Annotated in this window: 20 protein-coding genes; 2 read left to right on the top strand and 18 right to left on the bottom strand. The window is 37.2% G+C overall.

Going from position 1 to position 13277, the window contains the following annotated elements:
- Positions 1–119: 119 nt before the first annotated feature.
- From N7Z68_RS22985 to N7Z68_RS22910, 16 genes are all read right to left on the bottom strand, one after another.
- Complete coding sequence (locus N7Z68_RS22985; RefSeq protein WP_275120765.1) at positions 120–323, bottom strand: hypothetical protein; 204 nt, start codon at positions 321–323, stop codon at positions 120–122.
- A 111-nt stretch (positions 324–434) separates the two neighbouring features.
- Positions 435–764 (bottom strand): hypothetical protein, encoded by a 330-nt coding sequence (locus N7Z68_RS22980; protein ID WP_275120764.1) that lies wholly within the window; start codon positions 762–764, stop codon positions 435–437.
- Between the two features lie 79 nt (positions 765–843).
- On the bottom strand, positions 844–1029 hold the full coding sequence (locus N7Z68_RS22975) for a hypothetical protein (RefSeq protein ID WP_275120763.1): 186 nt from the start codon (positions 1027–1029) through the stop codon (positions 844–846).
- A 199-nt stretch (positions 1030–1228) separates the two neighbouring features.
- On the bottom strand, positions 1229–1495 hold the full coding sequence (locus N7Z68_RS22970; RefSeq protein WP_275120762.1) for a hypothetical protein: 267 nt from the start codon (positions 1493–1495) through the stop codon (positions 1229–1231).
- A gap of 94 nt (positions 1496–1589) precedes the next feature.
- Entirely contained in the window at positions 1590–1751 is a 162-nt protein-coding gene (locus tag N7Z68_RS22965; RefSeq protein ID WP_275120761.1) for a hypothetical protein, read from the bottom strand.
- Positions 1752–1907: 156 nt separating this feature from the next.
- Positions 1908–2045: a hypothetical protein gene (locus N7Z68_RS22960; protein ID WP_275120760.1), complete on the bottom strand. Its 138-nt coding sequence runs from the start codon at positions 2043–2045 to the stop codon at positions 1908–1910.
- A 446-nt stretch (positions 2046–2491) separates the two neighbouring features.
- Positions 2492–3028, bottom strand: a complete 537-nt coding sequence (locus N7Z68_RS22955) for a hypothetical protein (RefSeq protein ID WP_275120759.1) — start codon at positions 3026–3028, stop codon at positions 2492–2494.
- A gap of 57 nt (positions 3029–3085) precedes the next feature.
- Positions 3086–3451, bottom strand: coding sequence for a hypothetical protein (locus N7Z68_RS22950; protein WP_275120758.1), 366 nt, complete (start codon positions 3449–3451; stop codon positions 3086–3088).
- Between the two features lie 109 nt (positions 3452–3560).
- On the bottom strand, positions 3561–3839 hold the full coding sequence (locus tag N7Z68_RS22945) for a hypothetical protein (RefSeq protein ID WP_275120757.1): 279 nt from the start codon (positions 3837–3839) through the stop codon (positions 3561–3563).
- A gap of 111 nt (positions 3840–3950) precedes the next feature.
- Complete coding sequence (locus N7Z68_RS22940) at positions 3951–4427, bottom strand: hypothetical protein (protein WP_275120756.1); 477 nt, start codon at positions 4425–4427, stop codon at positions 3951–3953.
- Between the two features lie 1316 nt (positions 4428–5743).
- On the bottom strand, positions 5744–6160 hold the full coding sequence (locus N7Z68_RS22935; RefSeq protein ID WP_275120755.1) for a DUF350 domain-containing protein: 417 nt from the start codon (positions 6158–6160) through the stop codon (positions 5744–5746).
- Positions 6161–6337: 177 nt separating this feature from the next.
- Positions 6338–6793: a hypothetical protein gene (locus N7Z68_RS22930; protein ID WP_275120754.1), complete on the bottom strand. Its 456-nt coding sequence runs from the start codon at positions 6791–6793 to the stop codon at positions 6338–6340.
- Positions 6794–7443: 650 nt separating this feature from the next.
- Positions 7444–7815 (bottom strand): DUF3221 domain-containing protein, encoded by a 372-nt coding sequence (locus tag N7Z68_RS22925; protein WP_275120753.1) that lies wholly within the window; start codon positions 7813–7815, stop codon positions 7444–7446.
- 540 nt (positions 7816–8355) lie between these two features.
- Positions 8356–8592 (bottom strand): DUF3953 domain-containing protein, encoded by a 237-nt coding sequence (locus tag N7Z68_RS22920; protein WP_275120752.1) that lies wholly within the window; start codon positions 8590–8592, stop codon positions 8356–8358.
- 183 nt (positions 8593–8775) lie between these two features.
- Positions 8776–9177, bottom strand: coding sequence for an ASCH domain-containing protein (locus N7Z68_RS22915; protein WP_373323219.1), 402 nt, complete (start codon positions 9175–9177; stop codon positions 8776–8778).
- Positions 9178–9229: 52 nt separating this feature from the next.
- Positions 9230–9652: a hypothetical protein gene (locus N7Z68_RS22910; RefSeq protein ID WP_275120750.1), complete on the bottom strand. Its 423-nt coding sequence runs from the start codon at positions 9650–9652 to the stop codon at positions 9230–9232.
- A 267-nt stretch (positions 9653–9919) separates the two neighbouring features.
- Between N7Z68_RS22910 and N7Z68_RS22905 the strand changes: the two genes are divergently transcribed.
- Both N7Z68_RS22905 and N7Z68_RS22900 read left to right on the top strand, forming a co-directional pair.
- A complete protein-coding gene (locus N7Z68_RS22905) occupies positions 9920–10477 on the top strand; it encodes a PadR family transcriptional regulator (protein WP_275120749.1) in 558 nt (185 codons plus the stop codon).
- On the top strand, positions 10477–10965 hold the full coding sequence (locus N7Z68_RS22900; RefSeq protein ID WP_275120748.1) for a DUF4188 domain-containing protein: 489 nt from the start codon (positions 10477–10479) through the stop codon (positions 10963–10965). The genes N7Z68_RS22905 and N7Z68_RS22900 overlap by 1 nt, the downstream gene beginning before the upstream one ends.
- Positions 10966–11110: 145 nt before the next feature.
- On the opposite strand, the gene N7Z68_RS22895 is transcribed toward N7Z68_RS22900, so the two are convergent.
- Together N7Z68_RS22895 and N7Z68_RS22890 are read right to left on the bottom strand one after the other, a co-directional pair.
- Positions 11111–12616 carry a malate:quinone oxidoreductase gene (locus N7Z68_RS22895; protein ID WP_275120769.1) on the bottom strand — a complete coding sequence of 502 codons (1506 nt, stop codon included), beginning with the start codon at positions 12614–12616 and terminating at the stop codon, positions 11111–11113.
- A 352-nt stretch (positions 12617–12968) separates the two neighbouring features.
- Positions 12969–13136: a hypothetical protein gene (locus tag N7Z68_RS22890; protein ID WP_275120747.1), complete on the bottom strand. Its 168-nt coding sequence runs from the start codon at positions 13134–13136 to the stop codon at positions 12969–12971.
- Between the last annotated feature and the right edge of the window lie 141 nt (positions 13137–13277).

The raw sequence follows: 13277 nt of genomic DNA, 5'->3' as shown, positions 1-13277 counted from the left end.
ACGAACATATTGTTTCTTTACATCTTCTATTGGCCCCATTCTTCTTTTCATTTCGGCTCCTCCTTTAGTTAATTCCATTTTAATATGTAGAGGAGTAGGTGTCCAAATGAGTTAGGGGGCTAAATAGGATTGATCACCGATTTCAATTTACCATCAGGATGATATAATTTGATGGACTCTAATTTCTTGAAGTCATACGATACTTTTTCTAAGCTCTCTAAGAGTTGGTTAGATTCGTTTTCATCAAGTTTAAAAGATAGAGATTGACCCGCCATAAGTATCTCCGCTTTACAATTCTTATTAGACTCATTTTTTCTAAACATGTATTAGCCCTCCTTATGTATATATAATCATTCATTTATGTACCGGTCTACTCACCGTTCTCTTATAAAGCGTTTTTTTATAGTGCTTCAACTCTTATCTCTATTGGTAGATCATTTCGTAGATTTTCCGCATTTTAAAAAATAGATGATGATGTTGATCGCACCCATGATCGTAATGGCTAAAAATAGATAAAACGATACAGGGTCACCACCTAATCCAATCTCGTCTACAATGATGCCAGAATAATATAATAGCTGACAAGAAACGAAAATAAGGACACTCGTCAAACTAATAATAGCGAAACCATTTAACCATCGCGTGTAAAATTTTGGGATGATAATGATAAAAAATAATAGCAAAGACATCACTAAGACCGTAATATACATCGGTCGTAGCAATGTAAAAACTCCTAACGTTTCAAATGAATCGTAGGTATACACAATCTTTTCCCCCGCTCTCGACAGACCCTGCGCTTAATTATTGAAGGGTTTGTCTGTTCGTTCACCATATCTTTTACAATCAATTAAAAAGCACATAGAAGATAAGACCAGCTACTGCAACAAACCCAAAGGCACATAACAGAGCACTTTTAAACTTTTTTAAATGATATCTGCCACCTTTACCTTGATCTTCGTAAGTTGCAACCTCCATAGCGACAAAAATAATGCTTAATAAACCAATACCTATAACAATGAGCCAAATCAATATCCGCACCTCCGTAATGAATGGTTTGATCTTGTAAAATTCATTATTTTTACAGCTCTCACTTCAACAATAAAAGATATTATGACTTACGAAAAAATGCCGGAGAAGTTTCATTTTACTTCGTTATTTAATGATAGGATTTTCTCAGTAGCATCCAAATAGGACCATTTGGGATAGTAAGCTTATTACACGAATTTTTTTATGGCTGTCCTCTAAAAATAGCGGAAATTAAATACCCGAAAAACATCAGAATAAAAAAGCTGTTCGCCATCACAAGATTGCTAATCATTGCTGCCTTACTTCTGCCCAGGTATCCAAATAAAATACCAACTGGATTGATCACAAACGTCAAAAGATAGTAGCTATAAGCTTTTCCTAAAAGAAGGTTTGGCAGCCAGACGGCAACTCCAATCAAAAAGCAAATAACGGATAGGGTCATCCATAGTTTCTTTGTATTTTTACTCACTTTATTTCTCCTCTCTTACGTTATGCCACCCCACTGCAGCTCTATGGCTACATCTAAAAAAAATCTTCTTGGATGAAATGATAGACTCATTTTTTTATGATTCAAAATTCTTTTTCTCATACGTACGAATAAAATATTCAAATCGGACAGCAATCCAAATCAACACCATGGCACTAATACCATTCCAAACTCCCCCGAAAAAGAAACCAATGACCCCGCCAATAATGATGTATTGAATTAAGTGTTTAGGAAACATATTGCCCTCCCTTTCCCCAGTACCTCAAAAAAATTCAATAACTAAATAGTAACATAAATTTCCAATTTAATGAGAGGAAAACTCAACATAAAAAACTCCCCTAGAAAAAAGAAGACGATGCCCGAATAAGCACCACCTTCTTTAAATGACCAATTATTACTTTTTATCGCGAATTTCTTTCAATAGTTCTATGACTTGATTGTTTTGACTTTCAATATTCTTTAGCCTTTTTTCGATCACACTCGATGAAACGAAAAGTATGATTATAATGGCTATGCCCGTCAATAATTCCATTACGTTACTCACCCAATCTTATGTTTGTTTTAACTACTGTTAAATGCCGATTAAACAACAAATTGCCGATGCAACTGTTCCATCACTATTAAACTTTTATAGCGAATCCAATTAATCACTGCTTGTTTTGATTTTTAATTTCACCTAAGAGATTCAAGATTAAATAATTTTGTTCTATGATTTTCTCATTTTGTTTTCTTAATTTGGAAAATTCCCATCCGCAGAAAAATATAATAATAACCATACCAATAAAAAGCATGATATCCACCTCAAGTTTCTCTAAAATTCATGTTTTACGATACCATACTTTTACAATCGGTTGGTTGACTCTGCTCATTTTTTCTATTAACTTCTCTTTCGTTTCTATAACCGTTGGCCGCTTATTACATAGGAAAAGCCCTAGAAGATCTCTCTCTAAGGCCTTGTTACAATGCATTGCATGTACATTATAGTAAAATCTCAATCTCCTCTTTATACTCATTCAGAAGACCGTCAATATACTCGTTGATTTTTTCATCGAGCAGCTCTGTATCATCCACCCCATATTGGGATAGATCTAAGACTTCGTTGACTAAGTTATTTACATAGGCATTACGTTCGAGGCGTTCTTTAAAATAAACATCATAATAATCTCTGCTTGTCATATTAAGATACTCTGCTTGATTTTCAAAAAAATTTTCATTTTCAGTGTCGTCAAAGGGAAAAGCTAATTCAATGCCTTCCATTTCACCCGAAACATCAATACCCAGTTTTTTCGCTTCTAACACCATGATTTCTTCTTTTACAAAATTCTTAACCATCATCGCGATCTTTTCGTCAGGCACATTGTATAACGAACGAATATCTTTTAGCGTAACCTCTTCTCCCTTAACAATCGCAACTACATCCCCATCGTCAACCGAAACAACCGTTTCCTTTTCAGTCGTTGCGTTCGAACAAGCTACTGATACGCTCATAATTAATAGTAGAATAAAATATTTCATAGGTCCTCCGTTCCATATGTAATAACGCACTTGTTTTTAACTAACTCTAATCTTAGTTTAGTTTATTATTAAATTAATAACGAGAGGTAAGACCACTAAACCTGAAGCACTATACAGTAAAATTCTAGATAATCGATCAGCCGGCTTGTCCTGATCGGCCTCATGGATTGCCCTCTTTCTTTCTACCCAAAACAGAAAAATGGCAGTAGCTGCTATTCCTACCTTGCCGAACGTTTCCGTGTCAATCCCGAAACTAGAATACAGGTAAAGAATAGTCCCGCCTAGAAAACCTCCAATGAAAAAAAGAAAAAGAAATCGAAGCACTCCTTTCGATCCTAAAGAACCTGACAAAAAAATTCTTATAAATATAAAGTTCATTGCTATACAAAACAGAAAAACAAGTAAAGTAACAAAAATCTCCATACCTTCCCCCTTCCTAGAATTCCGTATTCGTATATCTAGTTGCCGGAACTGTATTGCTAACTAATTAGCAACGTCTATAACTAATCACGTCATCTATAATAGCTGATGGTCATGGTCTTTCTCCTTTGGACATGTTTCCAATCTCATAAAAAAGAAGCTGAAATGAAGTAAAAAAGATAATAGGTAACGCAAAGAATAGTAGGATGAGCGGCGTTCCTTCGATCACTTGGGTCTCTACCAAACTATGTGCAGTTCCTTCCAAGATGAAAGGTAACATGATAGCCAACGTTATACTTAGCGTAAGCCTTAATCCTTTTCGCTCTTTTCTCCCTTGTTTAAAACAGGCAAAACTAATTAGTAGTAAAATAAAAATTAAATATAAGAACATCTTAGTCTTTCCTCTCCTGTTTTTGCATCGCTCATTATACAATGAACGCGATGCTCTAAGTTTCCTGCCTGACCGTTGCAACATCACAACCATCACCATTAACTTCAGTTTCTACTTACCGTATCTTTCTTGCCAATCTACTAACCACATCTCGTAGTCACCGTGAATTTCTTCTGCAGTCCTCCCATCCAAAGAGTAAGGTGCTCCAACTACATCATTCTTTTTTGAGATAGGAAAAGACCACCCGCCAATGACTTCTCCATTTACTAACCAAACGGTTACAGTCGTTTTTCCCTGATTAAACTGCTGATCTAAAGGGTGATTTTTAATTGTGAAAGATACCGTATCAATCCTGTTATTTAAAAATTCATTAGGCTCAATATCCTGGACAGCCCAAACTTGTTCATTCGGGAGAGTAAGTAAGTCAGATCTTGAGAACTCCTGCCAACTGTCTCCTTTGTGTGTTATAACCTCATATCCATGATCTATTAAATAATATTTTGCGATTGTCGCATTCTCACTTCGTTGTTCGTTGCACCCTACCATGACAAACAGTATAACTAAAAATAATACGAAATACCTTCTCAAATCAATGACCCCTTTTCAAAAAGAAGCGGTTACTCCATGCAGGACTTGTGCCTTCTGCTCTACACTGCTGTTAACTTAACAATGTCATATATTCCCTATTATTTCAATAGTTTTTATTTTTAAAAAAGCTGCATTAAAGCATCTGGATGATATACGTTTCGCTTTTTTATAACAAGCTCAAACTCAATTCAAACTGTATCAACGCCATATAAATAAAAAGTAAATAAAAAACGCATCTACCAAGCGCAGATACGTGTTTGCTTAAATGAGATGGATCACAAAAAAGTGAGTGACCACTACTATTAAGAAAGATGCAAATCCAGGGTTAAGGAGCAGTTTACACCATTTAATAACATTAAATATATGCAGCCTATTAGCGGGTTCTCTTAGTTTTTTCCTCTATAGCACACGAAAACGAGCGGTTCATTGACGGTTTATCCTAATATTTTCCTCTACCGCACACAAAAAAGAGCGGTTCGTTGACAAGTTCTCCTAATATTTTCCTCTACTGTACACGAAAGCGAGCGGTTCATTGACGAGTTCTCCTAATATCTTCCTCTACCGCACACGAAAGCGAGTGTTTCGTTCACGGGTTCTCCTAATATCTTCCTCTACCGCACACGAAAGCGAGTAATTCGTTGACGTGTTCTCCTAGTATCTTCCTCCACCGCATACGAAAGCGAGTGAGTCGTTGATGGTTTCTCCTAATATCTTCCTCCACCGCACACGAAAGCGAGTGTTTCGTTCACGGTTTCTCCTAATATCTTCCTCCACCGCACACGAAAGCGAGTGACTCGTTGATGGTTTCTCCTAATATCTTCCTCCACCGCATACGAAAGCGAGTGAGTCGTTGATGGTTTCTCCTAATATCTTCCTCCACCGCACACGAAAGCGAGTGTTTCGTTGACGTGTTCTCCTAATATCTTCCTCCACCGCATACGAAAGCGAGTGGTTCATTGACGCTTCCTCCTAATATCTTCCTCCACCGCACACGAAAGCGAGTGATTCGTTGATGGTTTCTCCTAATATCTTCCTCTACCGCACACGAAAGCGAGTGATTCGTTGATAGTTTCTCCTAATATCTTCCTCCACTGCACACGAAAGCGAGTGATTCATTAACGTGTTCTCCTAATATCTTCCTCCACCGCACACGAAAGCGAGTGATTCGTTGATGGTTTCTCCTAATATCTTCCTCCACCGCACACGAAAGCGAGTGTTTCGTTCACGGTTTCTCCTAATATCTTCCTCCACCGCACACGAAAACTCAAATTTTTCGGGCGGAAAAAGATCGGTAAGCTACATTTAGACCCGCCTTCTTAAAAGCTAATATTAGCAGCAACAATTAGTCCGACTAACACCGATACACCGCCAAGAAAAAGACCTACAGCCACATTGCCATTTTCCACTTCTTTTGCCAAGTTTGTATTTCGAGTAAACACATATTCGATAACGATATGTAAAACAATTTGAACAATAATTGCAATAAAAGCCCAAATCACTAAATCAACTAAGTTGATCGCGTGCAGAACAGCAGATTGCAACACGACGACAAGCCCTGCCATTTTCCCCAAGAGCTTTAAAGCCACTGCCGAGTTCCCGCTTCGAATTTGATCACGCTCGGAATAGGGTGTGATCCATTTAAAAATATACGTTCCCATGATAAATAACACGAGTGATACGGCTAAATAAATCAGAAAGTGATCCAACGTTTGAAGATAATAACTGAAATCCATGTCGTTCTCCTTTCACCCCGTAAGGTAAGAAATAGAATAGATTCTCCGAAATATGTGGACCGAAACAGTTTTCGAATACACTGGCTATTTCAATAGTACAAATTCAAACTCAGGTTTCTGTTACATATATGAACTTAAGTAGTTTCAACGTACACGATGTTGTAAAACGTGTCCCGCTCAGCCGCCGAAGCGACCTCCTCCACCCATACCTGAACGAGGATTTGTCGCATCTGGGTTTCTTGGTTGAGTCGGTTGATTCACATTTCCATCAGTACGCGGTGGGGTTACGGCGGGCTGTCTTGTCCGTGTGCCCCCTCCAGCCGATGCTCTACCAGCTAAGAAGGCTGCCATAGTCGGGAACCACATCCCTCCATAGTAATAATGGCCATAGCGCACATTGCCCTCTTCCACACATTGGTAGCCTTCAGCTTCTTCGTCCCACGTCCACGTATCACAATCCGCCTCCTCGGGCGATGGCAAGAGGTTAGGATCCGGTTGAGCACTAGGATCAGGCTCAGCTGGTGTGGAAAACAATTCATCCGGCAGTCCAGGCGAACAAGCCGTTAATCCTACAAACGCCACACTGGAACTAAGCAATCCTTTTAAAAGCTTATCGGTTTTTGGCTTCTTCATGTTAACACCTCTTTTGAAGGTTATAAGTGTGAAAAACATTTCTTGTAAATCGTGTTCATTTTCGATCGTTATTATGGCAGCCACTGACGGAGAAATTCTATATGCGTTTCCATTTCGTACATCCTCGCTGTATTGGGCCCGCCGTTGTTCTGTGTTCACATACTTCATCTATTATTTCCTTTTTGTAAGAAATTAATTGGTTTGGCAAAGATAATTACCATCATAAGGCTAATTTGTACTTGTATTTGCAGCTGAATTTGTGGCAATTAAATATTAAAAAGCCCGGTTTACACATCTGTGAACCGAGCCATTATTATTACGTTTCTTCATTTTTCTTATATCGACTAAAGCTATCCGTTAGTGAAAATTATATATAAACACATGAAAGGGCTTTATATATTTCTGGTTGACCTTATCTTATATGGTCTTATTATAACAGTAGTCAGGGTAGTACGTCTCTGCTCGTGGGGCATAGACCCCGTCAAGTAAACAGTTCGCCCCCTACTTGTAAAGATATGATTGAGGGCTGGTTGGGACCAAGATCTCGTATAACAAGGTGTTTATGGTGACTGGTATTCGGTGGTTTCTTTGTTAACTTTATTAGAATATAGGGCGCGTTTGATTATCTGGTTTATTTCAACAACAAACCACTACTTGCTTTCACGTTCAATTTTTAATCCTCTAGTTTGTGGAGGGTTGGACTCTCTAATGTAGTCATACCATACGTTCACTTTCTGTCCTTTTGTTATGTCAGCCAACATACTTTTATCTTCGACGATAACCCTGATTGTACCATCAGAAATAACGGAATCGCTGGTTACTTTTAGAGTAATTTCTTTCCTTCTTTTTTGGATAACCTCTCCACTGAGGACTTTATCATCGGAAATACCGAGTAAGGAATTATTTGTATTTGAAATTTCTTCTTTATATTCATTATTATTAGTACTTTCAATATCTGTACCGTCACTACATCCCATCATTAACAAAGTAACTAATAACAAGAAAGATAGAATTTTCCTCAAATCAACCCCTCCTTTCTTTTCCAGACTACTTTTCTTCAATATTTCAAGTATTTTGATAACAGATTATCATGCAATTCAAGAAATAACAGGTACAAATACCGATATATCAATAAAAAACTGACTACAAATTGATGGACAATTTAATAGTCAGTTTAGTTGCATTTTCATGTTTGCGACAGGTAACGGAACCCGTTATTATGATCTGCGTTTTTTTATCCGAGATATACTGCCAATTTAATAATTTGATACTCGTAACTATATCATTTGTGATGGTATTGGTGTTTGTCTTCCCAGATACTGAGCAGTTAGGAACTTCTTTTTTTCTTTGCCAAGGAATATGTGCTATTTCCTAATATTGCTCCTCCAAGGACGGCAAGAATACTACCGATTAAAATCCAGTGTATCGACAGGTAGACACCCGTCATAAACAACACTAACCCTATAAAGAACTTTAGCATCCCCATCATAGATCCCTCTCTCAATAAAGTTATCATTTTACTAATTACTCTTTTAACAGCTCTTCATAAATTGAACAACCTTTTACCCTAATAAAAATCCTTGAATTGAAACATAAAAAGCAAACAATGCAGCAAAAATATTCAAATAACCCATAAACGAATATTTATCTTTTTTTAATTCTAGGGCTCCCGTCAGTAATACAGAAACACCTAGTAGCAGCATTAGATAAGACATAAACGCAAAGTTTTGAGTCAACAGCATAAAACCTGCTAGTACGACCACTATGATAGACAAAATTATTCTTAATACTTTTAGCATTTCTCTCCCCCTGAAACCTGTCTGGATGAAATTTTTAATCCTTCTTCCTTCTTGCAATCGTAACATATGTAATTATGTGTTGTGTAAAAATTCCCTTTTCTGGTTTATTTTGAGCTATTTATATCCGTTCTGATAAGTAAAAGAGCACCCCCTCAATATTGAAGAACTGCCCTGTCTTTTACGTTATAATACCCCGTCTACCAACTCAAACAACTCCACAACTAATACGGTCTCCTCTTTTAATTCAATTCCAATATTTTGCCAAGCTGCTTTATGTGTCTCTTGAAACGTTTCAACATTTTCGCCGTACCCTTCTCCTTGTATAAGTCTTAAATCCGGATCACCAAACGTCGTTTCAAATACCTCTCTTAATCTAACATTACATCTAGCGTGTCCGTCTTTATCACACACAGTGACCAACTTTCCAACTGGCTCGTACGTTTCGTCTAATTCTTTTTGAGAATATTCTTCTTTTGGAGCACAAGTAGCTGTTTTTTCCCCTTTTAAGATTTGTTGGATTAATGTCTCGCCAATTCCGTTGTCATTTTCCCAGCCAAAAACCATTGTATACGGTTGAATTTTCATTTCCAACATCACAAGTCTCCTCTCCTCACACTATCGCAAGCTAAATACTCAATTACTCCTCGTACTCCATATCTGGTAAAGCATGAATAAAATCTAAAAGTTCATTTACATCAGTGGTCCTTAATACTATTCCTTCATGATCCAATATAATAAAAGTTGGGAATTCCTCTACATCTAATACTTCAACATAATCTTTAAAGTGACCAGAATCAGCAAACTGATATGAAATTACACTGAGTTTTCCTACTGGAACATCAAAGGAAAAATAGAGTTCAAACTGTCTTCTAAGCTCTTCGTCGGTTTCTGTCTCTTCCCAATTTTCATCAGGAACAGCACTCCAAAACGAATAAAAATGATAGTGACCTTCTTGATCAGGCTTCATTTGACCAAGAACCCTGATTTCCTTGGCTTTCTCCAAATTGGAACAGCCTGCAAGCAAAGAAAAACAAACTAACAATACTATAAAATTTTTCAAATGAAACACTCCTGACCCAGTATTAAATACATCACTATGAATCTTACTTTAGTAACACTTTTTATTTTTTATCGAGCAAACTATGTTTGAAGTAAACTCTTCTTTATCTTAACATCACTTGCCAATGTTTGGACTATTTTTTCCAAATAATCGTACTCTATCTCTTCATTCTCAAATTCCTTTTTTTAGAAAATTTACCTTGTAATTATTTCCAACACCCGTTATTATATATCTAAATGATATATATCTTTTAGATAGGTGATGACAGTGAAAAATTATAATCATACAACATATTCAATCTTAGGTATCTTAACTACCGGCTGTAATACGGGTTACGCGATTAAACAATTAATGGATAATAGCTTAAATCATTTCTGGAAGATCAGTTATGGACAAATCTATCCAACTTTGAAACTCATTGTTCAAGAAGGATTAGCTGAAGTTCAAACGGTTTCTAATCAAGGAAAGCCAGATCGACAAGAATATTACCTCACGTCAAAAGGAATGGAGACGTTAAAAGACTGGTTAGAGCAACCGATCGAACAACTTCCTATGGAACGAAATGAAATATTGTTAAAGTTGTTTTTTGGTCAGTATCAAACGGAAGAACAATCGCGAATGTTGATCGAAAATTACAAACAAAAATTAGAAGAACGTTACGAGACATATGTAACAATCGAATATTCGATTATGAACCACCATGATAACGAAGAAGATGCAAAGTATTGGTTGATCACGTTAGATTATGGGAAACGAGTGACTGCGGCTGCATTAGAGTGGTGTAATTCGACGCTTGATAAACTTGTATCTAAGGAGGGACTGTAGTGGCTAATCCTATTTTTACTGGTCGTTATACGACTGAAAACACAGAAGATATTGTCGTTTTTATTATTGGAATGAGAATTAATAAACCATTAGCTTTGCATAAGTGGGTGCCCGTCTTTAGCGCGATGCCAGGAATGATTAAGGAGCTCTACAGCAATAAGGATACTTTAGGTTTTTTATCAATGGAAAGTTATTTCGGATTAAGGACGACTGCGATGATTCAATATTGGCGATCCGTGGAAGACTTGCTTGCCTATGCTAGAAGTGACAAGCATATGAAAGCTTGGGAGACTTTCAATAAAAAGGTTGGTAACAATGAGGCCGTTGGTATATATCATGAAACGTATCAGCTAAAAAGCGGAAAATACGAGTCGATTTATGGAAACATGCCGCAATACGGTCTAGGAAAAGCGTTAACCCATATTCCCATTACTTCTGAACAAAATTCTGCTCGTAAACGACTTGGATCGATAAAAGTAAAAAATTAAGCTTAAACACTAGCAGACTTCAAGCACGATAAAAAAGAACCTTCGATCTAAAGAAGATCAAAGGTTCAGTTTCTAATTTGAAATCTGGTCTTTAAGATGTACTCTCAATCTATGAGTACATTAATTTTATCCCTTGAGCGTAATCTTAATTTAAGATTAGCTCTTTTTCGGCTAAACCCAGAATTTCCGCCGTTGATTTATGGATTTCTTTTAGTAACTTTGGATTATTCATTAGAGAGACGCCATAAGAAGGGATCATCTCTTTGATTTTCGGCTCCCACTCGTTGATTTGCTCTGGGAAGCATTTTTGCATAACTTCAAGCATTACGTGTACAGCAGTCGACGCACCTGGTGAAGCTCCTAGTAATGCAGCAATCGATCCATCCGAAGCTGTAATAACTTCTGTTCCAAATTGAAGCGTACCCATTCCGCCTGCTTCCGTATCTTTAATGACCTGAACACGTTGCCCTGCTACGACTAATTCCCAATCCTCACTCTTTGCGTTCGGGATAAATTCACGTAACTCTTCCATACGTTGTTCTTTTGACAGCATCACTTGCTGAATTAAATACTTTGTCAATGACATTTCCTTTGCGCCTGCCGCTAACATTGTTAAGACATTATTCGGTTTTACCGACGTTACTAAATCGAACATTGAACCTGTCTTTAAGAACTTTGGTGAAAAACCAGCAAACGGCCCGAAAAGTAACGCTTTTTTATTATCAATATATCTTGTATCCAAATGCGGTACAGACATTGGTGGAGCTCCTACTTTCGCTTTACCGTATACTTTTGCATGATGCTGCTCAATAACATCCGGATTTTTACATGCCATAAAAATTCCACTTACCGGGAAACCACCAATATTTCTTCCTTCTGGTATACCCGATTTTTGCAGTAAATGAAGGCTTCCTCCGCCTCCGCCAATAAAGACGAATTTTGAAGTGTAGCGGTAAATTTCACCGACACTATGGTCATGTACTTTTACTTCCCATAAACCTTCGCTATTACGTTTAATATCCTCAACCGTGTGCTTGTAGTTGATATTCACATTTTTACTTTCTAAGTGATTAATTAACATGCGTGTTAACGCACCGAAATTAACATCCGTTCCCGAGTCAATTTTAGTTGCAGCAATAGGCTCATTCGATGTACGACCTTGCATAATCAACGGAATCCATTCCATAAGTTTTTTTGGATCTTCGGAAAATTCCATACCATCAAATAAAGGATTTTTTGAAAGCGCTTGAAAACGATTCTTTAAAAATTTTACATTATCTTCTCCTTGGACCATACTCATATGTGGCAACCCCATAATAAAGTCCTCTGGATTAGTAATCAATTTATTTTTTACAAGATAAGACCAAAATTGCATTGATACTTGAAACTGTTCGTTGATATTAATCGCTTTACTAATATCTACAGTTCCATCCGGCTTTTCAGCTGTATAATTCAGCTCGCACAGTGCCGCATGTCCCGTACCTGCGTTATTCCATTCGTTTGAGCTTTCCTCTCCAGCTTTTTCTAATTTCTCTAAAACTGTAATTTCCCATTCCGGTACCAACTCTTTTAAAAGTGTACCTAAAGTCGCACTCATAATACCGGCGCCAATTAAAATAACGTCTGTTTTGATTTCCCCATTTGTCGTCATTTTTACCAACCTTTTCCCCTAGAATTTGTAGAAAAGGTGTAAGGCTGTCACACCAGCAAAGTGCGACCTAGTCACACACCTTTTCTGTCTCGTCAAAACCATTCTCATGCTGCATACTTTTTTATTGAGTCAAATATCTACTATTATATGATAATTATAAATTTTTTACAATCTAGTTATAGTGAGAACTCTCTACACTCTCATCATAATCAATTATAAGTTCCAATATGATTTTTAGCTATATAAAATAAAAATCTAGACGCGATTTTTTTGAGAACTTTGCCTTCCTGTTATGGTCGTTACAACGTTCAGATCATGTCTGTATTTAAAGCGTTACAACAGAATTTTTAAGTCAGTCCTTCTTTTTCTCTTCGATCACCGATATGATCACAGCCTCTTTTCCGTATTCACCTCGAATGGTTTTTCTTGCGTCCACCGGGGTTCTCGCCATGACTGACTTTATTTGTGTTTCTCCCTTCAGCTCGATCTCAACAAGAAAACATTTTGCACCGCATCTCATACAGATCCCTCCCCTTTCAGGTTTGTTCGTTAAAGATACACTACTTACGATATCTTAATTTATGGAACTGAACAACATGGCTGGGTGCAATCTAGAGTGGAAATTAAGATGAATACAAAAACAATCGTACGGATTGAAGAA

The organism is Alkalihalobacterium chitinilyticum (assembly GCF_029028005.1).
GTDB lineage: Bacteria > Bacillota > Bacilli > Bacillales > Bacillaceae_F > Alkalihalobacterium > Alkalihalobacterium chitinilyticum.
Note: the sequence above shows the minus strand (reverse complement) of the source record. Positions and strands in the feature narration are given on the sequence as shown.

Excerpts from the sequence above, each read along its gene's own strand:
- N7Z68_RS22930 (WP_275120754.1), bottom strand. The coding sequence starts at position 6,793 with ATGAAGAAGCCAAAAACCGATAAGCTTTTAAAAGGATTGCTTAGTTCC.
- N7Z68_RS22915 (WP_373323219.1), bottom strand. The coding sequence starts at position 9,177 with ATGAAAATTCAACCGTATACAATGGTTTTTGGCTGGGAAAATGACAAC.
- N7Z68_RS22920 (WP_275120752.1), bottom strand. The coding sequence starts at position 8,592 with ATGCTAAAAGTATTAAGAATAATTTTGTCTATCATAGTGGTCGTACTA.
- N7Z68_RS22895 (WP_275120769.1), bottom strand. The coding sequence starts at position 12,616 with ATGACGACAAATGGGGAAATCAAAACAGACGTTATTTTAATTGGCGCC.
- N7Z68_RS22935 (WP_275120755.1), bottom strand. The coding sequence starts at position 6,160 with ATGGATTTCAGTTATTATCTTCAAACGTTGGATCACTTTCTGATTTAT.
- N7Z68_RS22960 (WP_275120760.1), bottom strand. The coding sequence starts at position 2,045 with ATGGAATTATTGACGGGCATAGCCATTATAATCATACTTTTCGTTTCA.
- N7Z68_RS22985 (WP_275120765.1), bottom strand. The coding sequence starts at position 323 with ATGTTTAGAAAAAATGAGTCTAATAAGAATTGTAAAGCGGAGATACTT.
- N7Z68_RS22955 (WP_275120759.1), bottom strand. The coding sequence starts at position 3,028 with ATGAAATATTTTATTCTACTATTAATTATGAGCGTATCAGTAGCTTGT.
- N7Z68_RS22965 (WP_275120761.1), bottom strand. The coding sequence starts at position 1,751 with ATGTTTCCTAAACACTTAATTCAATACATCATTATTGGCGGGGTCATT.
- N7Z68_RS22890 (WP_275120747.1), bottom strand. The coding sequence starts at position 13,136 with ATGAGATGCGGTGCAAAATGTTTTCTTGTTGAGATCGAGCTGAAGGGA.
- N7Z68_RS22945 (WP_275120757.1), bottom strand. The coding sequence starts at position 3,839 with ATGTTCTTATATTTAATTTTTATTTTACTACTAATTAGTTTTGCCTGT.
- N7Z68_RS22950 (WP_275120758.1), bottom strand. The coding sequence starts at position 3,451 with ATGGAGATTTTTGTTACTTTACTTGTTTTTCTGTTTTGTATAGCAATG.